Below are 22235 nucleotides of genomic sequence, written 5' to 3'. Positions count from 1 at the left end.
CTAATATGCCTTCTGTACCTGCATTATTGAAGGCATAATCTAAACGATTATAAGTATTAATTGTTTGATTAACTAAGTTTTCAACTTCAGTAGCTTGAGTAATATCTGTTTTGACAAAGATAGCTTCGCCACCTATTTCTTCAATCATTGCTATTGTTTCTTGACTTTCTTTTTCCCTACGACTGCCGATCGCTACCTTTGCTCCTTTTTTGGCAAAAGCTAGGGCAGTAACTCTACCAATACCTGAACTACCTCCTGTAATTAGAGTAACTTTTCCTTCAAATTCTTTAATCATATTCATTGCTTTTATTCCTTTCAAAACATGATTATGTTTAAACTAATCTTAGTATTTATTATAGTAGTTTTATTACCAAAAAAAATCTAATAAACTTGGCTACTTATTCCCCCCTAAATCTGCGTTAAAATTGCTCTCGTGTCTTTCTTAATTATTGTTAGCTTTTTCTATCAAAAATCAAATGAATATTATAGATAAAAAAATTAAAACATTAGTAGATTTATTACAAAACAGAGCTATCGAAAATCCCAAACAAATAGCTTATACCTTTTTAGTAGATGGAGAAACAGACACAATTAGCTTCACCTATCAACAACTAGAACAACATTCACGGGCGATCGCTGCCTATCTCCAATCAGTATGTCCACCAGGAGAACGTGCTTTACTCATCTATCAACCGGGACTAGAATATATTAGCGCCTTTTTTGGATGTCTTTATGCTGGAATTATTGCAGTTCCCGCCTATCCCCCTAGACCAAATCGCTCCCTGGCCCGCATTCAAACAATTATTAGGGATACAGAGGCCAAAGTTGCTCTAACAACTAAATCTATCATCTCCACTCTAGAACGTCGCGCCTCAGAAACCCCAGAATTGAATAGTTTAGGTTGGTTGGCCACTGACCATATTCCAGACAATGTTGCAGAAAAATGGCTCGAACCTCATATCAACGAAAATACCCTTGCCTTCCTCCAATATACATCCGGTTCCACAGCCACACCAAAAGGAGTAATGATTACTCACAATAACCTTTTGCATAACTCTAGTCTGATTCATCAATGTTTTGGACATTCTGTAGAAAGCAAAGGAGTAATCTGGCTACCTCCTTATCACGATATGGGTTTAATTGGTGGAATAATACAACCTTTATATGGAGCATTTCCAGTAATTTTAATGTCTCCGTTAATGTTTCTGCAAAGTCCAGTACGCTGGCTACAAGCTATTTCTCAACATCAAGGGACTACCAGTGGTGGACCTAACTTTGCTTACGATTTATGTGTCCGTAAAATTAAGGCCGAACAGATTCAAAATTTGGATTTAAGTAGTTGGGAAGTAGCATTTAATGGTGCTGAACCTATTAGTGCCGACGTTTTAGAAAGATTTACCAGAACTTTTGAAGTTTGTGGTTTCCGTCGAGAAGCTTTTTATCCTTGTTATGGGATGGCAGAAGCTACTCTGATAATTTCTGGAGGCGATAAACTTGCCCCACCAATTCAAACTACTATTGCGACTAACGCATTAGAACAAAACCAGATCGTCTTAGTTTCTGAAACAGAAGGAACAAAAACATTAGTAGGTTGTGGTCAAACTTTGCCAGACCAACAGATTAAAATTGTCCATCCAGAAAAATTAACTCTCTGTGCTGAGGGTGAAGTTGGAGAAATTTGGGTATCAGGGCCAAGCATTGCTGAGGGTTATTGGCGCAAACCAGAAGAAACAAAGCAAACTTTTGAAGCTTTTATCACAGATGCTCTAACACCAAGAGCATTTATGAGAACTGGAGATTTAGGATTTTTAGAGGGGAATGAGTTATTTGTCACAGGTCGTCTGAAGGATGTGATTATTATTAATGGTCGGAATCACTATCCCCAAGACATTGAATGGACAGTCGAGCAAAGTCATCCCATGATTAGACCAGGTTGTGTGGCCGGGTTTTCAGTAGAGGTTGCTGGAGAAGAACATTTAGTAGTAGTGGCGGAGGTGGAACGTAACTTTCGCCAACTGCTTCATGGAAGTCAAAAGTCAAAAGTCAAAAGTCAAAAGTATAACTCCACTAATGAATCTGTTGGCTTGGTAAAGCTTGATTTTTTTAGTCAGCGTAATGGTAAGTCTGATACGGAAAATGTTGATAACTCTCAGGACTTAGTTAAATCTATCCAACGGTCTGTGTCAAGAAATCACGATTTACAGATTTATCAGATCCTGTTGCTTAAACCGGGAGCTATTCCCAAAACTTCTAGTGGAAAAGTTCAGCGTTATGCTTGTCGCGAAGGCTTTTTAGCCGGAACTCTACAAATATTTGAATAAATAAGGTTTTATTGAAGTCAGAGTGGTAGGTTGGGTTGAGGAACCGTTAGCGCCAGCTTATCCATAGGATAAACCCAACAACTATAGGACTTACGCATAGCCACCTTATGTATTGCTCTGCCGATTAAATCTAAAAGTCCAGTAGTGGACTGTTTCATCTAATTTGGTGCAATAGATTTAGGTTGGGTTGAGGGACGATCTTCGCAGCTTATCCGCAGGATAAACCCAACAACAATCTTTCTCCCGTAGGGACGTTGCATGCAACGTCCCTACCTACTCCCCTACTCCCTAATGCACCATTTAAGAGCAAACAGTCTACTGGACTGGACTTATAACTACTGGACTTATAACTTCTAATGGCTGGTTATCCCTACTTCGTATAAGATCGTGACACAATAACCATCATGCCTTCCCCAGTGTTTTTTTGGGGTGGTCAATCAGTTGAAATAGTTAGCTATTTCAGGTAATTGTCACAAGTTAAAAGTTGCTCCCAATAAATCAGAAGCCAAATTTCTGATTTTCCAGGGGGATTTTTGACCCCAATATGTGCTATTGCATATAAGCTACAAGACAAAACTAAGTGACAAGCAATTTTAACGTGGTGCAGGAGTGAACAATGAAACTGTTGAACCAGCTTACGAATGAGAAAGACAGCCAACATCTGTCTTTAGTAAACAACGATCCAGACCCTGCCTTGCAAGTCCCACAATTATCTCCATCTATAGAAACTATTAAGTCCTGGTTGGTATCCCAATTGGCCGAAAGACTAGAACTTGATATCCATGAGATAGATATTGAGCGGGATTTTATTGATTATGGTCTTAACTCAATTGAAGTGGTCAATCTTTCTGGAGAACTAGAAAATCTCCTCGGTCGGCGACTTCCTCCAACTCTATTATTGGATTATCCTACTATTGAAGCTTTAGCTGAATATTTAGTGGAGGATACCACCCAGGATACAGGGCCAAATATTCACAAAAAATTAGAAGATGAGGCTGAGGTCTCAACTTCTAATCCAACTATTGAAACTGAAGAAATTCCTTTAGAGTATTATAACTTCGACCTATACCCAGAATATCTGCAACTGCAAAAGCAAATGGCAGAAATTAATGCTACAGGTATTGGTAACCCGTTTTTTATACCTCAAGAACGGATTAATAATAATACCACAGTTATAGGTGGTAGGGAATTGGTTAATTATGCCACCTACAATTATTTAGGTATGTGTGGCGACTCTCTAGTATCTAATGCCGCGAAGGAAGCTATCGATCGCTATGGTACTTCTGTTTCTGCCAGTAGGTTATTATCAGGAGAAAAGCCATTACATCAGGAATTGGAAAGAGAAATTGCTGATTTTATTGGCGTTGAGGATAGTATTGTTTATGTCGGGGGTCATGCGACTAATGTAACTACTATTAGTCATTTGTTTGGGCAAAATGATTTAATTCTCCATGACTCTTTGAGCCATAATAGTATTTTCCAAGGTTGTTTATTATCGGGAGCAACTATTATTGCTTTTCCTCATAATGACTGGCAAGCTTTGGATAGGTTATTGAGCGATCGCCGTCATCGTTATAAACGAATACTTATTGCTATAGAAGGTGTATATAGTACAGATGGTGATATTCCAGATTTACCTAAATTTATTGAGATTAAACAACGTTACAAAGCTTTTCTGATGGTAGATGAGGCTCATTCTATCGGTACTATTGGTAAGCATGGTCGGGGTATTAGTGAATACTTTGGGGTTGACCCCAATGATATCGATCTATGGATGGGTACTTTAAGTAAATCTTTTGCTAGTTGTGGTGGTTATATTGCTGGTAGCAAAGCATTAGTAGAATATCTTAAATATACTTCTCCAGGATTTGTCTATAGTGTAGGTATTTCCCCACCAGATGCAGCATCAGTATTAGCCGCTATTCGTTTGTTGAAGGCGGAACCTGAAAGGGTGAGACAATTGCAAGAAAGGTCTCGACTATTTTTGGAATGCGCTCGCGAACGAGGTCTGAATACTGGTATGAGTAAAGATTCTCCAGTTATACCTATTATTGTGGGTGAGTCTATTAAGTCTGTACTATTATCCCAAAATTTATTTAAGCGAGGGATTAATGTACCGTTTATGTTTTATCCGTCTGTGCCACACAATGCAGCCAGACTACGTTTTTTTATCACTTGTAATCATACAGATGAGCAAATTCGCTTCACTGTAGATACTCTTGCGGAAGAGCTGAGGAAGATGGATATTTAGTAGGTAATGGCTAATAGCTAATTATAAATAATACAATTAGCTATTAGCTATTCGGATTGACAAATGATATCAAATCCGGTTAAACAGTCATAAGTTGGTTAAGTCTTTAGGAGTCATATCAAATCCGGTTAAACAGCCATAGAATGGTTAAGTTAGGAGGAGTCAGGAGTCAACCCACCCCTCGCCCCTCCCCCTCCCAGGAGGGGAAGGACCTCCTCAGGAGGAGAAAGAATTACAAAGATAAACGTAGTTATGGCGATTGAAGATTTTTTTGATGTCCAATTCCCCCGGATTTGATATCAGGAGGAGAGAGAATCACAAAGATGAGCGTCGTTATGACGATTCGAGATTTTTTTGATGTCCAATTCCCCCGGATTTGATCTGAAAGTGATTTAGCAAAGCAGTTTAGGAATATTTTGCTCTCGATCTGTTGACTCAAATTGTTGATTATTTTTGATTATCTGCCCCAAAATTTTTGCCATAATATCAGGTTGAAACAGAATTTTTGGAGATTGAGTCAGTTGCATGACTAATATATATTTTTGATAAACTTCCGGGTGCTCTACTGAAAGCAGCAATACCTGGTCTAAATATTGCTGTATTAATCTTGTCATCCATTCTGGTTTGCCACCTTCTGTACCTGGCCAACGTAAGTCTTCCGCAGTTGCCATTAACCAGGGAGTAGTATTGACTTGAGCAAGTTGCTTCTGGAAACCCTTAGTGAACCCATTGAGACTAGGATGATTTTGCAAGCACTGGTCGAGAGCGATCGCTCCTAAAGCAGCTACAGTCATACCTTGACCATAAACAGGATTAAAGCAACATACTGCATCGCCTATAGCAACAATACCATCTGGTAGTCTGGATAATTTCTCGTAATGACTGAGGCGGTTTTCTGTACGTCGGTATCCATAGACAGGGGAAATGGGTTGAGCATCTTTAATAAATTCGTAGACAATGGGATTTCGCAAACTACGGGCAAATTCTAAGAAACCAACTTCATCAGTAGGAGGATAATCTTTGTTGATACCATAAAGAGTAGTCACCCAAAAATTGTTTTCCACCGAATAAATTATCCCTGCACGTTGATCATTGGGTGGCTTTGTTGCTACTGCTAATACTTTCCAATCTGTCTGAAAACCCTCTGGGCACTTATACCATCGACTACTATAGCCCAAAAAAGAATTTATTACTGTTTCTTCAGGAGCTTGATAACCTAAAGCAGTTAACCATTTAGGTAGAGAAGAATTTCGCCCACTAGCATCAACAACTAAGTCAGCAGTTAAATCTTGTTCGTGAGAATTTGACTTTATTCGTACTCCTGTCACTTTGGAGTTATTAACGTTGCTGAGTAAATTTTTTACCTGAGTACCTTCTAGAAATTGCACGCTGTAATCAGCAGTTAATTGACGGCGTATTGACCACTCTAATAGATGCCGACTACAAAGACAACTTTTTATATCGGAACGAAACCGAGGTTGCCAACCAAATAAATTATACCAGGGAAATTCTGCCGCCCAATCAATTTTTAGGGAACCAGCAGTTTCCAAATCTTTGACTAAACCAGGAAACAGTTGCTCTAAAATTTGTTGACCTTTGGATAATAGTACATGGACGTGATGGCTTTGAGCTACTCCTGGCCGAAATTGGGGATGTTCGGGAAAGCGATCACGCTCTACTATTGTTACTTGTTGAAAATGGTTTGTTAATACTCGCCCTGCTAATAACCCTGCGATACTACCACCAATTACAATTGCATGGTTACCTTTTGTAGGTTGTTGCTGTGAAATATTGATTTTGTCTGAGTAGATCATTATTTTTGTATAAAATTTAAGAATTTACCGAATAATTAAGGTAAAAATCCTCTCCTTTAAAGGAGAAACAAGCGATCAAGGGATGGCGATCTTCGGAGCGGCTCTGTCAAGAGCGGGTCTCCTCGCTGGCCGACCATCGACCAAGAGAAGAAAAAATTTTCCTTTGAGTTAATCCTATCCGTTTTCAAGGAGAGGTAATAATTAATAATTAATTATTAATTGTTGAAAGTACCAAAGAAATTTTGAAATTACCTCTACTTTTCTCTTTTCTTCCCTCCTGACTACTGACTCCTCCCTAGTTATTAATAACAGTCGAAGCAAAGGTCATGGACAGATCAAAAGCTTAAGACTCTGACAACACAAAATGGAGTTGGTGATTTGAGGTATGATACCATGTCCAGATAATAGCAATAGCTTGATAGAATTGCGTTCCGTGCTCCGCTTTAACGTGCGTTGTGCGCCAGCAAACAAAAAATTTTCTCCTTCTATTCCTTATTTCTTCCTTACTGAGGAGGTCCTCCCCCTCCTGGGAGGGGGAGGGGCGAGGGGTGGGTTGACTCCTAACTAATGAAAATTAATATCATACACGCGCTTCACCAACACCCACAAAATTTTTCCTTCTTCCTTCTTCCTTCTTCCTTCTGCTATTAAATTATCCCATCATTTTGCAGAGCCTGATTTTTAACTCTTGTTGGTAAAGATAAGAAACTCCAGGCAGATTTTTCTTCAATTTCATTAGTTGGTGGAGCAAGCACAATTAAACCATCAGGAATACACTTAATCTCAACTGGTGTAGTGCCAATAATTTCACCGTCAAGGACAACTTTTTGCGGTGGATCTGTACTAACTTTTACCTGCTTTGTTCGCAAACCAATAGTATCTTGATCTTGAGCAGGAGTTTTAAATATAGCTGACCCGAACATTCTAACTACGGTATTAACAGCTTGCAGTCTACTATTGGAGGTAATAATCATTACTTCTAATAAACCATCATTCATAATTACTTCTCCCAAACCTTGAGCTAAAACTGATGTGGGTGGAGCTGCATTAGCAATAGTTATTGCTCCTGCTTCAAAGGTTTTGGTAACACCGTCAATTTCTATTTCAACATCAAAAAGTTGTTGTTCGTTTAGTTGCTGCCAACCTGCCATAACGTAGGCAAGCACTCCCCAACGATTTTTGGCTTCTCGATCTGCTCTCTCTATAGTTTCTGCTTCATACCCCACTCCTGCTAACAAAATCATGGTACGGTCATTACACTGACCAACATCTATTGTACGAATTTTGCCTGCTAAGATAATATCGCAAGCACTTCTAATTGGTGTAATGCTGGGAATTCCTAAAGCCATACCAAAAGCATTGGCAGTACCTCTAGGAATTATACCCAGAGGAATACCTGTATTTACTAATTCTCCCGCAACGGCAGAAACAGTGCCATCACCGCCAGAAGCAATAATCAGATCTGCTTGTTTAGCGATCGCTTCTTTTGTCAATTCTTCTGCTGTTTGCTCTATAGTGGTTTCGTGTATATGTAAATGTAGATGAGGTTCGAGAAGTGATTTAATTAATGATAATTCTTGTTGAGCATTGCCCTGGCCAGATACAGGGTTGAATATGAGGTGGGCAACGGTGGCCTGAATTAAACTGTTAATAATTATTTCGGCAGTGGCAATATTAATCGCAATGGGAACATTATGCACCTGACAAATACGCAGTAATAATTTGAGATCTGGTTCATAAGATTGAGAAAATAGGTAGTCTACTAAACAGATAACAGCAATAATATTTCCTGTGGCTATTTCTGCTGCTATTTGAGCATCTCCTCCCAAGGAAATTGGTAATACAGAGTTTATTTCTATAACTGCTTCTTGTAAAAGATATTGAGCAGTGTCTTCTGGCGCAACTAATTTATAGCGAGATAGCACAACTTGATGTTTTTTGACAAATTCAACTAAGTTGTCTTTTTTGCTGTCATAAGCAAGTAAAGCAATTGTGTTTGTCATGGTTTTTATTCTGGAATAAGTATACTAAGTTAGGAGTTATACCAAGGGTGGAAAAAGAATATTACGAATAATCAGGGCAGTTATAGCGCTGCGCGCAGGGAACAGGCAATAGGGAACAGCTCATTTGGGGAAATAAAAAGCTGATAATATAAGATTTTAGCTATTGGACACTTCCTGCAATTTGTAAATATGCCAGTGTACATTGCTATCAAAGACACGTGCAGGAGATGTCCCTTGGACTAAAAAGATAAATTCCGACCTAATGAATGGTATCAAAGCTATTTATTCTGTATGTGGCCAATCCGACGGCTCCCCTACCTGACTCGGTCCTCAGTCCTCCTAAGAAATAACCTAAGTAGAACATGGTAAATTTTGGGCGCTATGTATCAAATTGTAAATTAGCTCAAAAATTTATATAGCAATCCTAAATAGGTCGTGACAAATCAAAAAGTAAATAAAAAAACTGAAACTCTTACCAGTTAAGTGTTCCCAGTTAAGTGTTCCCTAAAAAGCAGTAAGATTTTTGACACGAATAAAATAGGATTGCTATATTAGACATCTCCAAAAATCAAAAATCAAATCAATTATCGTACATAAATTATCAGTTCTTTCCTCCTCCATACCTATTCCCTATTCCCTCTTTTCTGGAGATGTCTATTGATTGCCTTTAGGGTTTTTTTGATTAAAAATGCAACGTCTTTTTTTTAGCTTGCTCTACTTAGTTATTTGTAGTAAATATTTATCACGCTTGGTATTAGGCAGGAAAATTTCAAAACAATAGACATCTCCAGAAAAGCTGATGAAAGCTTTACACTACCTTTCCCAAATCGGTATTTTTGGAGATATCTAATAAGCTAATAAATATTTAGATTTTATCTTCTATATTAAGTTTTCCCTTTTCTAAAAATTCAGATATTAGTTAAAATTATGAACAGCTTATTGTCATAGATTTTAGTATATATTGTCTGACTAATTTGCTATCTGTATCATAATATTTTACAGTAGTAATAATTATATAATTTTTAGGCCATAATCAATCTGATTTAGATTGATTTTTGATGTAGAGATGAAGGCAAAAATTATAATTATCTATGATCAATCAATACAGTTCAGACAAGATAAAAATTCATCTTATAGCCAATATCAAAATAAGCTATTGCACATCACAGATTTGCAAAAAAAAATCCTTAACTTAACCGTATTCTCTTATAAAGCTTACTTGGTATAAGTATTTTGAATTATACCATAATAATCCTTACAGAAAGATACTGTAAGATGTTTTGCATTTTTTTTACTAATTATCTGATGCTTTGATTTAAGATATTTGTGAATGTTTTTTAGTATTATTAATTTAGTTTAAATGAATCTAAAAATTTTTCTACTGCTCCTGGAATTTCGTTTTCTGTTTCTATTTCACTGGCTCCAATCATATACAACCTTCGTTCTGCTAAGTAAACTCTGAATGTAATAGTTTCTACATTATTCGCTAGTACAAATTCTCGCACTGAAAATCTTTCTGAGTTGTAGGAATCATTCCTACTCAATTTAAAATCTGTAACATCAATAATTTTGTGTTGTACTCTTACTAATATATCTTGCTTATCAGCCAATTGTTTACTATTTAAAACGTCAGAATAAGCAACGACAAATCTTGCTGATTCGGGATGACTTGCAAATACTTTAAAATTAATATTTCCATTCTCAGTTTCAATAATTTCTTTCTCGGCCGTCATTCCACCTGTAGGCATCCAGATGGTAAAATCACCTTCTTTAAAAATAAATTTTTGCCATTCTATCTGCCCAGATTCAATGGTTAATACAGATTGGGGTTTTTGTGTTTCGAGCTGTTTCATTTCCTGCTCTATCTGTAGTCGTCCTTTTTCAAAAAAATCTGGACGGTTATTCAAGGAAAAACGAGCTTGTTTGTCTATAGTTTGCCTAGAATTATATAATTTCAAGTCCCAATTACTACAGCTAGTATTGAAAACAGCTATGATTGCGATTAAGAATAAATTAAGAATTGAGGATTGTCTTAAGGGAACAGCGATAATAGTTTGATATTTTTTATCTATTTTGAAATTGTTCATAGTTCATTCATTTAGACTGGCAATATTGACATTATACTTAATATTAACTATGTTAGGATAATTCGAGTTTTTATTTATACAAAATTATAGGAATTTAATCTTGTCAAAAAAAACATTTAAATCAAAACATCCTTTTTTACGTTTGCTTAACTATGGAAGTAGTTATCGTACTCAAATTTGGCAAGCTACTATCTGCTCGATTTTAAATAAAATTTTCGACCTGGCACCTCCAGTTTTAATTGGGGCAGCAGTTGATGTTGTTGTGAAACAAGAAGATTCTCTGATTGCTCAATGGGGAATTCAAGATATTTTTGGACAACTTGTAATTTTAACATTTCTGAGTTTAATTGTTTGGGGATTAGAATCAATTTTTCAATATGCTTATGAGCGAGTTTGGCGCAGTTTAGCTCAGAATATTCAGCATGATTTACGCATTGAAACTTACAGTCATTTACAAGATTTAGAATTAGCCTATTTTGAAGAACGCAGTACAGGAAATTTAATGGCAATTTTAAATGATGATATTAATCAGCTAGAAAGATTCTTGGATGTAGGGGCAAATGAAATAATTCAAGTAACAGTAACAGTCATAATTATTGGTGGTGCTTTTTTTGTTTTAGCTCCTAGTGTTGCTTGGTGGGCAGTTTTACCAATGCCTTTTATTATTTGGGGTTCAATTTGGTTTCAAAAATTTCTGGCTCCTCGTTATGCCGAAGTTCGAGAAACTGTAAGTTTATTAAGTGGGCAATTATCTAATAATCTATCAGGAATTACCACAATAAAAAGCTTTACAGCAGAAAATTATGAAGTAGGAAGAATTACTAGAGAAAGTGAAGCTTATAAAATTAGTAATAGAAGGGCTATAACTTTTTCTGCTGCTTTTGTACCTCTAATTAGAATTATAATTTTTATCGGTTTTGTGGCAACTTTATTATTAGGTGGATTAGAAGCAGTTGCTGGTAGATTAGCCGTAGGTACTTATAGTGTTATGGTATTTTTAACTCAAAGATTATTATGGCCTTTAACTCGTTTAGGGCAAACTCTCGATCTATATCAAAGAACTATGGCTTCTACGAATCGGGTGATGAATTTGTTGGATACTCCGATTAATATTCATCCGGGAGATAAACCTTTATCTATTGAGTCAGTTAAGGGAGAATTAGAGTTAAAAAATGTTACTTTTGCCTATCAGGAAAACTTTCCAGTTGTACAAAATATTTCCCTGAAAATTCCAGCAGGAAAAACTATTGGAATTGTCGGTTCAACAGGTTCGGGAAAAAGTACAATAGTCAAATTATTACTGAGGTTTTATGAAGTTCAGTCAGGAGAAATAACTCTTGATGGAATTGAAATAAATCAAATTAATTTACAAGATTTACGACGGGCAATAGGATTAGTAAGTCAGGATGTATTTCTATTTCATGGAACTGTGGCTGAAAATATTAATTATGGTTCTTTTGATGCGACTTTGCCAGAAATTATTGCAGCAGCTAAAATTGCTGAAGCGGATGATTTTATTAATAAATTACCCAAGAGTTACGATACTATTGTTGGGGAAAGAGGGCAGAAATTATCGGGAGGTCAAAGACAGCGAATTGCCATTGCTAGAGCTGTGTTGAAAAATCCTCCTATTTTGATACTTGATGAGGCAACTTCAGCAGTGGATAACGAAACTGAAGCAGCTATTCAAAAATCTCTAGAAAAAATCACTCAAAATCGTACAACTATTGCTATTGCTCATCGTCTTTCTACTATTAGAAATGCCGATTGTATTTATGTTATGGAATATGGCAAAATAGTTGAGTTTGGTCTCCATGAAGAATTATTAGAAAGTGCGGGAATTTATGCTAGTTTATGGCGAGTACAATCTGGTTTAAGTTCAACAATTAAATGAATATTGGATGAAAATATAGGAGTTGAATATAGGAGTTGATTAAAACTATGGTGTCACAATTGATAATTGAATATCCCGATAATTTTCCTGATGCAATAGGTCAAACTCCTGAAGCTTTTGAACAAGAGGTACTAAGCATGAGGTACACCCGCCGCGGGCATCTTGCCCGCACTTGCATTCATTTAATTGTTAATCTCTGTACTTCATATACCACCGAATATGCTGTATATTTACCTTAAAAAAATTTTTAACTTCACATTTAAACTATGACAATATTCAATGACAACCCACCTAACGATAGTAAAAATAATTGGCAACATCAATTAAATAAATTTGTCAGAACTAATCAAAAAGAATTAGCTGCTTTAGCATGGGGTCTACATTTGGAAAAGGGAGAAACTGATGAGACAATTGGAATTGATTTAAAAGAAACACCAAAATTCGTATATTGTTCAAAAGCAGCTATAGAAAGATTAAATCGCAATGTTGATGGTAAAATTCAGGAAATCTTGGGTTTGATAGATGGTTATAAACCAGAATTAGAAGTATTAATGATTGCTATTGGTGATGGCCAAATTAAATTAGTTTATTTTCAACCAGAAATATCCCCACCAGACTGTTTTGAACAACTGGGTCAGGATGTTGATACTTTGTTGAAATTATTAGAAACAGAAATGAGTGAATATATTAATACCAATTTGATAAAATAATTTGGTAGTGCATCAAGAAAGTGTAGGAATGATAAAATGATTATTGTTCCTAAATACTTTCAATCATCATGGAATGTCCTGTGTGTGGCCATCATCAAACTCGGGTATCATGGAAAGACAACTATTGGAAGTCCACGATATTATTGTTCTGAATGCCGAGAAACTTTTCCTGTGGAATGCTGCGCAAACACCAATACTTTTGACACCCTGTACTATCGTAGAAAAATTCAACCAGAACAAATGCGTATGCTTCTACAAACTCATGTTGAGGGCAGTAGTTTAAAAGGCATTAGTGGAAAGCGTGAATCTGGCTGATGGATTAGTTTATCAAAAGTTGATAGTGTAAAATAACAAACTTACTCTAACTATGAGTTAATTATAGCTGACTATCGGTCGAGTGATCGACATCTATTGCTCAATCTTATAAAGATATCAAATATATTTTAGGTAAAGGTAGCGGTGCTTCTTACAACGCAGGAATAGATGCTGCTAATGGCGAATTAATTACTTTTTTAGACTATGATGATTTCTGGAAAAAAAATAAATTAACTGTTTCTGAAATAGTTTATTATTTTTTCCTTCTGGTAGTTTTGCGAAACTAAATAACATGAGTATAAAAGCCCAATTTATCAAAAATCAAGCTTCTATCTCCTCTTTAATATTCCTGTCATTAAGAATTTTACTTAGCTCAAATGAAGCTGCTTTTCCCAAGGCGATCGCGCCTGGTCTAATAACTTATATAACTCCTCACCTTCTATCACTTCTTGTGCTAAAATTTGCTGAGAAATCTTTTCCAACAAATCTCGATTATGGTTCAAAATATCTAAAGCTTGTTGATGAGCTTTCTCTACAATTTCCTTCACTTCATTATCAATAGCTTCAGCAGTTTTTTCACTCAATAAACGACGGGAATTAATCCCGCCATTCGCCAAAAACCCTCCTTTGCCACTCCGTTCATAAGCTAAAGGTCCTAATACTTTACTCATGCCATAAGTTGTTACCATTTGTTCGGCAAAATCAGTAGCTTTTTGTAAATCTCCAGAAGCTCCAGTAGTAATATTTCCAAATATAATTTCCTCCGCTGCACGTCCTCCTAAAAAAGTAGCAATTTGCCCTCTAATTTCTTGTTCATTTCTTAAAAATCTATCCTCAGTAGGAAGTTGCAAAGTATAACCTAATGCTGCCATTCCTCTTGGTACAATAGATATTTTTTCCACCTTACCACTACCAGGCATTATCGCCCCAACTAAAGCATGACCAACTTCGTGATAAGCCACTATTTTCTTTTCGCGATCGCTCAAAACTCTACTTCTTTTTTCTAAACCAGCAATTACTCTTTCAATAGCTTCAGCAAAGTCTTTTTGTGCCACAGTTTGCCTTTGATTTCTAGCAGCTAATAAAGCAGCTTCATTAACAAGATTAGCTAAATCTGCACCGCCAAAACCAGAAGTTCTCACTGCTATTTTATGTAAATCTACATCTTCTCCTAATTTAACTTTTTTGCCATAAATATTTAAAATTGCTTCACGACCAGATAAGTCAGGGCGGTCTACTAATACTTGTCTATCAAATCTTCCCGGACGTAATAAAGCAGCATCTAAAGCTTCTGGGCGGTTAGTAGCAGCTAAGATAATAACTGTTAAATCTCCAGCACCAAAACCATCCATTTCTGTTAACAATTGATTGAGAGTTTGTTCTCGTTCATCATTACCGCCACTGTGGAAATTTCCACTGGTTCTTGACTTACCAATTGCATCTATTTCATCAATAAAAATAATACAAGGAGCCTTCTTTTTTGCCTCTTTAAATAAGTCACGAACTCTAGCAGCACCAGTACCAACAAATAACTCTACAAATTCCGAACCAGATATACTAAAAAAAGCTACTCCTGCTTCTCCTGCCACTGCTTTTGCTAATAAAGTTTTACCTGTTCCAGGAGGTCCGACTAATAATAAACCTTTAGGAATTCTAGCTCCAATTTCAGTGAACTTTTGAGGTGATTTTAAGAAGTCTACAATTTCTGTTAATTCTGTCTTTGCTTCTTCCACTCCAGCAATATCAGCAAAGGTAATTTTATCTGATTCTCCTTCGACATAAACCTTCGCTTTATTCTTACTCATTGACAGAGCACCTTGAGAACCGCGATTCATAAAAAACTGAAATGCTAATACTAATATTATAGGCGGAATTACCCAGTTTAACAGAATAGCAACCCAGCGACTTTGAGGTGGTGCAGCTTGAAATAAAACTTTATTATCTTCTAAACGCTGAAGTAGTTGGGAGTCATTTATTGGAGTAGTAGTAAGTAAAGGTCCGGGTTTACCTTCTTCTCCTTTGAGACGATATAAAATTTTTTCTTCATCTACTTGAACTCCCACTACCTGTCCGTTTTCTACCTGTTGAATAAAGACACTGTAAGGAACACGAGGAGGTTTACGACGTGGCATTAATAAATATGCTGTTAATAATAGACCTGCCAAAATTAATAATGCACTGCCTATCTGACGCTTATTAGGATTTTTTGGTTTCTTTTTCAGACTCATATTTATTTGGATATAATTGTGAACTGTAGATTCAAATCGTCAAAAATTGAACGTTTATTTGAGACTAATAGTTTATTATAGCAGTTTGATAAATATTTGTTATAAATAACTAGGTTACTTCTTAGGAGTCAGGAGTCAGTAGTCAGGAGTCAGAATGAATGGCTTCAATATTATTTTTTAGGTCAGAAATTATCTTTTTATATCATGCTCGGACGGGTCAGTTTTAACGAAGTCAGAAGTCAGAAGTCAGATAGGGGAGTCGCCGGATTGGCGACGTACAGAAGTTCTTTTTGTAACGGGGATTTGAGCAATTCTCCAAAAATATTTCGCCTTAAAAGGGGGGTTTTAGACCCATATTATTTTGATAAATAAAATTTAAGGACTAACAGTACCAAAGAAATACTGAAATTATCTTTACTTTCCTCCAATATTTCCTCTTTTCCTCTTTTCTTTCCTCCTGACTCCTGACTCCTCACAGCAGTTATTTATAAGTATTCAACCGAACATTATATTAGTTCAAGGGACATCTCCTATAAAATCTTTTAATCAGCCAAATTATTCGTAACATTTTTTTTAAAAATGGTATTAGACAGCAGTTTTCTAGCTGATAAGATACAAAATTTATTGATTTTAGGGAGTAGGGAATAGGGAATAGGGAATAGGGAATGAATAAAAATTATAGATTAGTCTTAAACTTTACCTTACTATCCTGAAATTTACTGTAATATAAAATATGGAGTTTTTGCTAATTAATTAAGAGAACAGAGAACAATTAAAAATATTTTTTGCCAACCAAACTTGGTCTAAGATTTTCCCACCCAAAAACTCGTAATAAAAAAGTATGGTACAAGAACTAACAACTAATACTAAACCAGAAATTATTTATCCAGAAAGTGATGGTCAACCGATGGCAGATAATACAAAACAATTTCGCTGGATTGTAACTATAAAAGAAAATTTAGAAATTTTATTTGCTGAGGTTGCTGATGTTTTTGTTGCTGGAGATTTCCTCTGGTATCCAGTGGTAGGAAATAATAAAATTCGGACTGCTCCTGATATTATGGTTGTATTTGGTAGACCAAAAGGAGATAGAGGTTCTTATAAACAATGGCAGGAAGAAAATATTACTCCCCAGGTTGTATTTGAAATATTATCACCAGGCAACCGTCTCAAAGAAATGAATAAAAAATTACTATTTTATCAACAGTATGGAGTTGAAGAATATTATATTTATGACCCCGATAAAATAGATTTTACAGGTTTAATTAGAGTGGACGATCCTGCTTCTCCTCGAGGCGATCGCTTAGAAACAATAGAAAAAATTGATGGTTGGGTCAGTCCCCGTCTGAATATTCGTTTTCAAATCACAGAAAGTACTTTAGAAATATATCGACCTGATGGACGTAAATTCCTAACATCTCTAGAATTAGAGCGACTTAGAGAGCAGGAATATCAACGTGCTGAACAGGAAAAGCAACGAGCTGAACAGGAAAAACAACGTGCTGATAGACTGGCAGCAATACTAAGAGAAAGAGGAATTGACCCAGATGAGCTATTTTGAGTGAGAGGATGCGGGTTCTTGAGGACACGGACAGGGGGAGATGCGGAGACGCGGAGACGCGGAGAGAGGACGCAGGAGTTCTCTTTCATGAGTGGCGGAACGGGCAAGATACCCATTCCACAGACGGCAGTGGGAGCATCTTGCTCCCGTGCCAAGCATCCCTTGTTTCTTGTACACCATGACTATGCGGGACTACCCTTTAATGAATAGAGCGAGTAGATTGAATTAATTACTCAATTATCCAATCTCCGCGTCCCCATGTCACCGCTTCTCCGTGTCATATCTTAAAAACTTACCCTTGTAAGCACTCCCCTACTTCTGCAGCTTGAACTTGCTGCAATAACTCTTGTAATTTTCCTCCCTCAATTACCTCTACATCCAAAAGCTGTTGAGAAATTGTTTCCAACAAATCTCGATTATGATTAAGAATATCTAACGCTTGTTGATGTGCAGTTTCCACAATTTCTTTCACCTCATCATCAATAGCTTTAGCAGTCTCATCACTCACCATGCGACGCGGGTTCATTCCACCTTGACCGAGAAAATTATTCTGTTGACTCTTCTCATAAGCTAAAGGACCCAAGATTTTACTCATACCGTAAGTTGTCACCATTTGTTCTGCTAGATCAGTCGCCCGCTGCAAATCATTCGCAGCACCAGTAGTAATACTACCAAAGACAATTTCTTCCGCCGAACGACCCCCCAATAAAATTGCAATTTGTCCGCGAAGTTCCGCCTCATCTCTTAAAAATTTATCCTCAGTAGGTAGTTGCAAAGTATAACCCAAAGCTGCCATTCCCCGAGGAACAATAGAAATTTTCTCTACCCTGCCACTACCAGGCATCAATGCACCAACTAAAGCGTGACCCACTTCATGGTAAGCAACAATCTTTTTCTCTTTATCACTGAGAAGACGACTTTTCTTTTCCAAACCTGCCACAATGCGTTCGATCGCTTCAGCAAAATCTTCCTGAGAAACCTTTTCTCTTCTGTTACGCGCTGCTAATAATGCTGCTTCATTAACCAGGTTAGCTAAGTCCGCACCGACAAAACCAGGAGTACGAGTAGCGATCGCCTTTAAATCGATATTATCTGCTAACTTAACTTTGGCAGCATAAATTTCTAATATTTTCAGACGACCGGGTAAATCTGGACGGTCTACCAAAACCTGACGGTCAAATCTTCCTGGTCGCAATAAAGCAGGGTCTAAGGTTTCGGGGCGGTTAGTAGCAGCTAAAACAATAACTGTTGACTCGGCAGCAGCAAAGCCATCCATTTCAGTTAATAACTGGTTGAGAGTTTGTTCCCGTTCGTCGTTACCACCATAAAAACCGCCACTGGCACGAGATTTTCCAATAGCATCAAGTTCGTCAATAAAAATAATACAAGGTGCTTTTTGCTTTGCTTGTTCAAATAAGTCTCGTACCCGCGCTGCACCTGCACCCACAAATAATTCTACAAATTCGGAACCGGAGATGCTAAAAAATGCTACTCCTGCTTCTCCTGCAACTGCTTTTGCTAATAGAGTTTTACCAGTTCCTGGAGGTCCAACTAATAATACACCTTTGGGAATGCGTGCGCCGATATTAGTAAAACGTTCGGGAGACTTAAGAAATTCCACAACTTCTTCTAATTCTGTTTTTGCTTCTTCAACTCCTGCCACATTGTTAAAAGTTACTTTAGTAGACTCGCCTTCGACGTAAACTTTTGCCTTACTTTTTGTAATCGAAAGTGCCCCTTGGGGACCGCCCATACCACCTGCACGACGACCAATAAAAAATTGCCAGATAGCGACAAAAATTAGCGGAGGAATTACCCAACTCAAGATATTACCAAAAAAATTATTAGAAGGAGGCGGAGCAGCAAATTCTACTCCTTTTTGTTCCAGACGTTTTGGTAATTCTAAGTCGAATATTGGGGTAGTTGAAAATACCTGTTCTGGTTGTTCTGCTGTCTCTTTGAGTTGGTAACGAATTTGGTCTTGACCTACAGAAGCTCTTGCTACCTTGCCGTCTTCTACTTGGTCAATAAATAAGCTGTAAGGAACGCGAGGAATTTGAGGACCGAATAAATTAGGAAATACTAGGTTGATCAAGAGGAATATACCTGCCAGCAATAATAAGATATTGCCAATTCTAATATTGCGAGGTCCTTGTGCATTATCTTTGATACTCATGGTTATTATCTTTTTTTGGTAAGCAATATATTAGTCTGTATATTTATTTTATATTATTTTTGAGCAAAAGGGGGAGTAGGGACGTTGCATGCAACGTCTAAAGAAGAATAGGGGAAAATATAGCAATGTGCGCTGGCTTATGTACAAATTACAAGAACTGTCCAATAGCTAAAAGTCTTATATTATTCCAATGGAGATGCTGCGCAAACGATTTTTTATTCCCCCTGTTGCCTGTTGCCTGTTGCCTATTGCCTGTTGCCTGCGCACAGCGCTATAATTGATAATTTATGTGCGATAATTGATTTGATTTTTTATTATTTGTCTTATGAATATCTACCTGACCCTAAAGCAAAGTCAACGTCTCAGAATTAGTGATGGCGAAATTTCACCTATCCTCAGTGGTTGCGAAAATGTTAATCGTCTTTTAGTTTTAATTTGGTCACAATTGGGTGATTTTGATAACCTAGAATATGCTTGGTGGTTACAACGAGAATCGGCTTTGTTGCAAGCTCAAGGAGTGACAATACGGGCAATTGGGATTGGCGATCGCGCTTCTGGTTTGAAATTTTGTGAATATACTGGGTTTCCTACAGAATGTCTGTTTGTTGACCCAGATGCTCAATTGCATCAGGAATTAGAACTATACCAGGGATTAACTTTTAAATTCCCTTTATTAACTACAGGTCAAAGTGCTTGGGTCAATTTAATGTTGATGTGTGCAGGTATTGGTAGTCCTGGTACTTTAGGGGAGGTGTTTAGAGGTTATCTAGGGGATAAAAAAGCACCTCAATTGATTGGTGATGATGAAGTCATCCATGCTAAACCTTTACCACCCCTAAAGGGTTCGTTTTTTAAGATGGCGGGTGGAACAGGTTTTCAACGTCCTTTTGAACTAGCGACACTGAGACTAAGAAATATGACGGAAGTTCTCAGTAATTGGTCAACTTATGTACCTAATTCTGCTTATTTGACTCAAAGAGGCGCAACTTTTCTGTTTGATAGTCAGGAGAATTTGCTGTATAAACATTGCGATCGCGGCATTCTGGATTTTGCTTTTAATAAAAGTAATCCTTTATCTTTTATAGCAGAGAATAGGGAATAGGAAATAGGGAATAGGCAACAGGTAATATCATGTCCGGATAATTAGTTATAAAAAAACTTTCTTCTTCTCCTATTCTTCCTCTTCCTTCTTCTTTCTTCCCTCCTGACTCCTGAGGACTGACTCCTGACTCCTCCGTAGTTATTTATTTATCACTGTTCAACCGGACATGATATAACAACTCTCATTATGGCTAAACAAGCTGGTGTAGGCTATGATGGGCTACAATAAACGGTGTAATTGATTTTACTCAAAATGAATATTCAACAACCAAAAATTCTCATTATTGATGACCATCACTTACTGTTAAATGGAACCATTAGTTTGGTAAGCGATCGCTTTGGGGATGCCCAAATATTCTCAGCTCAAACCGCGCAAGAAGCTCTTACACAAGTTGCCGAGAATTCTCCTGATTTAGCGATCGCCGATTTGTCTATTCCGCAGGAATCAGGAACAACCGCCCAAATAGAGCATGGATTGGGGTTACTCAAGCAATTAATGCAAGATTATCCGCAACTTAACTTAATGGTACAAAGTAGTAGCATCAAAGCATTAGTTCGCCTCATACCTGAAATTGATGCCCATCAAGGAGGATTTACAATTGCTGATAAAAGTGAAACTGTAGAAACTTTTTTAACTCGGATGGAATGGTCAATGCAAGGACTTACTCATACTAAGGATTTACAAACTGATTTGGAAGTCAAACCCGAGTGGTTGGAAGTGTTGCGACTTGCTTTTGAAGAAGGTTTGCAAGATAAAGCTATTGCTCAATCAATGTATAAGTCAGAACGTATGATTCGTCACTACTGGTCAAAAATTCAGGATGTATTGGGAATTTATCCTGAACCTGGAAAAAACATTCGAGCTTTAACACAAATCCGTGCGCGGGAAAAAGGTTTACTAGATTGATTATTAGACATCTCCAATAGACATCTCCAGAAAAGAGGGAGTAGGCAGTAGGCAGTAGGGAGAAAGAATTGATATATCTAGTGTGAGAATTGATTTGATTTTTGATTTTTGGAGATGTCTAATAGTAGAGAGAGTGTGGGGAGATGGGGAGATGGGGAAAAATTAAAAAGATATATCTTCACCATTACCATGCAGGACTACCTCTTTTGTGAATAATTTGCCAGAAAAATTGGATTTTTGTTTTGAAGTGATTAGAAATGCACATTGGTTATAGAAAATTTCCAGAGATAGTTTTATTTAACATTCGACTTGAAATTAAATACCATTTTTGTTACTGCAAATAAACCTTAGTTAGGATTGTTTGTAATGAAACAAGATTGAGATTACAAATGATGACAAATGAATGTTAACAGCAACCGGACCCGTGGAACTTATACCTGATAGCAGCATAAATAATTAAATTACTAACAAAATATATCTGTTTTCATTTTCGTTTTTCCCAACCTCAGTTATTTCCCAACAACTCTATTATGTCTACTATTTTATATCCCCAAAGTAAACTAAAGCGTCGAGTGATTCTAGCTGTTTTGATTTTAACATTTGTGAGTGCCACTATTGCCACTATTGTCCATAGATTGCAACCCAATATCTACCCGCTTCATCTAATTAATCCTCCTCTATTCGCAATTACATCTTTAATATTACTGATACGTCTTTATAGAAAACCCGAGAGCTTGCAACAAGTAATAAATTTGGGTATACTTCAGGGTGTAATGTTTGTTGTGATGCCTTGTTGGTTTTACTCTCTGATGGCGTTTAGCTCATCCAAAATTAGTCTTGTAGATAATTTACCACCGATATCCTCAA

General features: G+C 36.9%; 17 protein-coding genes. 11 read left to right on the top strand and 6 right to left on the bottom strand.

From position 1 onward, the window contains the following. On the bottom strand, nucleotides 1-301 hold a 301-nt coding region (locus F6K27_RS25755; RefSeq protein ID WP_287300929.1), incomplete at its 3' end, for an SDR family NAD(P)-dependent oxidoreductase. Between the two features lie 175 nt (nucleotides 302-476). Here F6K27_RS25755 and F6K27_RS25750 point away from each other — a divergent pair. Continuing rightward, nucleotides 477-2321 carry a fatty acyl-AMP ligase gene (locus tag F6K27_RS25750; RefSeq protein ID WP_287274280.1) on the top strand — a complete coding sequence of 615 codons (1845 nt, stop codon included), beginning with the start codon at nucleotides 477-479 and terminating at the stop codon, nucleotides 2319-2321. A 616-nt stretch (nucleotides 2322-2937) separates the two neighbouring features. After that, nucleotides 2938-4572, top strand: coding sequence for an aminotransferase class I/II-fold pyridoxal phosphate-dependent enzyme (locus tag F6K27_RS25745; protein ID WP_287274282.1), 1635 nt, complete (start codon nucleotides 2938-2940; stop codon nucleotides 4570-4572). Between the two features lie 392 nt (nucleotides 4573-4964). Here F6K27_RS25745 and F6K27_RS25740 read toward each other — a convergent pair whose 3' ends face one another. The 3 genes from F6K27_RS25740 to F6K27_RS25730 form a co-directional block, all read right to left on the bottom strand. After that, nucleotides 4965-6386 carry an NAD(P)/FAD-dependent oxidoreductase gene (locus F6K27_RS25740; protein ID WP_287274284.1) on the bottom strand — a complete coding sequence of 474 codons (1422 nt, stop codon included), beginning with the start codon at nucleotides 6384-6386 and terminating at the stop codon, nucleotides 4965-4967. A gap of 647 nt (nucleotides 6387-7033) precedes the next feature. Beyond that, on the bottom strand, nucleotides 7034-8389 hold the full coding sequence (locus F6K27_RS25735; protein ID WP_124144024.1) for a methylglyoxal synthase: 1356 nt from the start codon (nucleotides 8387-8389) through the stop codon (nucleotides 7034-7036). A 1346-nt stretch (nucleotides 8390-9735) separates the two neighbouring features. Then, nucleotides 9736-10476 (bottom strand): hypothetical protein, encoded by a 741-nt coding sequence (locus F6K27_RS25730; RefSeq protein ID WP_287274285.1) that lies wholly within the window; start codon nucleotides 10474-10476, stop codon nucleotides 9736-9738. Nucleotides 10477-10576: 100 nt separating this feature from the next. Between F6K27_RS25730 and F6K27_RS25725 the strand changes: the two genes are divergently transcribed. From F6K27_RS25725 to F6K27_RS34035, 5 genes are all read left to right on the top strand, one after another. Then, the gene (locus tag F6K27_RS25725) at nucleotides 10577-12370 is read left to right on the top strand and encodes an ABC transporter ATP-binding protein (protein WP_375339648.1); all 1794 of its coding nucleotides are present in this window, start codon (nucleotides 10577-10579) and stop codon (nucleotides 12368-12370) included. Nucleotides 12371-12417: 47 nt separating this feature from the next. Continuing rightward, nucleotides 12418-12609, top strand: coding sequence for a hypothetical protein (locus F6K27_RS25720; RefSeq protein ID WP_124144173.1), 192 nt, complete (start codon nucleotides 12418-12420; stop codon nucleotides 12607-12609). 27 nt (nucleotides 12610-12636) lie between these two features. Continuing rightward, the gene (locus tag F6K27_RS25715) at nucleotides 12637-13080 is read left to right on the top strand and encodes a hypothetical protein (protein WP_287274286.1); all 444 of its coding nucleotides are present in this window, start codon (nucleotides 12637-12639) and stop codon (nucleotides 13078-13080) included. Nucleotides 13081-13116: 36 nt separating this feature from the next. Continuing rightward, complete coding sequence (locus F6K27_RS25710) at nucleotides 13117-13395, top strand: hypothetical protein (protein WP_287274288.1); 279 nt, start codon at nucleotides 13117-13119, stop codon at nucleotides 13393-13395. Nucleotides 13396-13490: 95 nt separating this feature from the next. Next, entirely contained in the window at nucleotides 13491-13682 is a 192-nt protein-coding gene (locus F6K27_RS34035; protein ID WP_353736072.1) for a glycosyltransferase, read from the top strand. A gap of 81 nt (nucleotides 13683-13763) precedes the next feature. On the opposite strand, the gene ftsH is transcribed toward F6K27_RS34035, so the two are convergent. Continuing rightward, entirely contained in the window at nucleotides 13764-15623 is a 1860-nt protein-coding gene (gene ftsH / locus F6K27_RS25705) for an ATP-dependent zinc metalloprotease FtsH (protein ID WP_287274289.1), read from the bottom strand. An 841-nt stretch (nucleotides 15624-16464) separates the two neighbouring features. Here ftsH and F6K27_RS25700 point away from each other — a divergent pair. Beyond that, entirely contained in the window at nucleotides 16465-17184 is a 720-nt protein-coding gene (locus F6K27_RS25700) for a Uma2 family endonuclease (RefSeq protein WP_287274291.1), read from the top strand. 292 nt (nucleotides 17185-17476) lie between these two features. On the opposite strand, the gene ftsH4 is transcribed toward F6K27_RS25700, so the two are convergent. After that, a complete protein-coding gene (ftsH4, locus tag F6K27_RS25695; RefSeq protein WP_287274293.1) occupies nucleotides 17477-19360 on the bottom strand; it encodes an ATP-dependent zinc metalloprotease FtsH4 in 1884 nt (627 codons plus the stop codon). Nucleotides 19361-19685: 325 nt separating this feature from the next. On the opposite strand from ftsH4, the gene F6K27_RS25690 reads away from it, so the two are divergent. The 3 genes from F6K27_RS25690 to F6K27_RS25680 all read left to right on the top strand — a co-directional run. After that, complete coding sequence (locus F6K27_RS25690; RefSeq protein WP_287274295.1) at nucleotides 19686-20462, top strand: peroxiredoxin-like family protein; 777 nt, start codon at nucleotides 19686-19688, stop codon at nucleotides 20460-20462. A 252-nt stretch (nucleotides 20463-20714) separates the two neighbouring features. Then, nucleotides 20715-21368 carry a response regulator gene (locus tag F6K27_RS25685; RefSeq protein ID WP_287274297.1) on the top strand — a complete coding sequence of 218 codons (654 nt, stop codon included), beginning with the start codon at nucleotides 20715-20717 and terminating at the stop codon, nucleotides 21366-21368. A 530-nt stretch (nucleotides 21369-21898) separates the two neighbouring features. Then, a partial coding sequence (locus tag F6K27_RS25680; protein ID WP_287300928.1) for a hypothetical protein occupies nucleotides 21899-22235 on the top strand: 337 nt, incomplete at its 3' end.

Source organism: Okeania sp. SIO2F5, from assembly GCF_010692685.1.
GTDB lineage: Bacteria > Cyanobacteriota > Cyanobacteriia > Cyanobacteriales > Microcoleaceae > Okeania > Okeania hirsuta.
The sequence above is the reverse complement of the archived record's forward strand: the minus strand, read 5'-3'. Positions and strand labels throughout refer to the sequence as shown.

Excerpts from the sequence above, each read along its gene's own strand:
- F6K27_RS25730 (WP_287274285.1), bottom strand. The coding sequence starts at position 10,476 with ATGAACAATTTCAAAATAGATAAAAAATATCAAACTATTATCGCTGTT.
- F6K27_RS25750 (WP_287274280.1), top strand. The coding sequence starts at position 477 with ATGAATATTATAGATAAAAAAATTAAAACATTAGTAGATTTATTACAA.
- F6K27_RS25685 (WP_287274297.1), top strand. The coding sequence starts at position 20,715 with ATGAATATTCAACAACCAAAAATTCTCATTATTGATGACCATCACTTA.
- F6K27_RS25690 (WP_287274295.1), top strand. The coding sequence starts at position 19,686 with ATGAATATCTACCTGACCCTAAAGCAAAGTCAACGTCTCAGAATTAGT.
- F6K27_RS25745 (WP_287274282.1), top strand. The coding sequence starts at position 2,938 with ATGAAACTGTTGAACCAGCTTACGAATGAGAAAGACAGCCAACATCTG.
- F6K27_RS25735 (WP_124144024.1), bottom strand. The coding sequence starts at position 8,389 with ATGACAAACACAATTGCTTTACTTGCTTATGACAGCAAAAAAGACAAC.
- F6K27_RS25700 (WP_287274291.1), top strand. The coding sequence starts at position 16,465 with ATGGTACAAGAACTAACAACTAATACTAAACCAGAAATTATTTATCCA.
- F6K27_RS25710 (WP_287274288.1), top strand. The coding sequence starts at position 13,117 with ATGATTATTGTTCCTAAATACTTTCAATCATCATGGAATGTCCTGTGT.
- ftsH4 (WP_287274293.1), bottom strand. The coding sequence starts at position 19,360 with ATGAGTATCAAAGATAATGCACAAGGACCTCGCAATATTAGAATTGGC.
- F6K27_RS25720 (WP_124144173.1), top strand. The coding sequence starts at position 12,418 with ATGGTGTCACAATTGATAATTGAATATCCCGATAATTTTCCTGATGCA.
- F6K27_RS25715 (WP_287274286.1), top strand. The coding sequence starts at position 12,637 with ATGACAATATTCAATGACAACCCACCTAACGATAGTAAAAATAATTGG.
- F6K27_RS25740 (WP_287274284.1), bottom strand. The coding sequence starts at position 6,386 with ATGATCTACTCAGACAAAATCAATATTTCACAGCAACAACCTACAAAA.
- ftsH (WP_287274289.1), bottom strand. The coding sequence starts at position 15,623 with ATGAGTCTGAAAAAGAAACCAAAAAATCCTAATAAGCGTCAGATAGGC.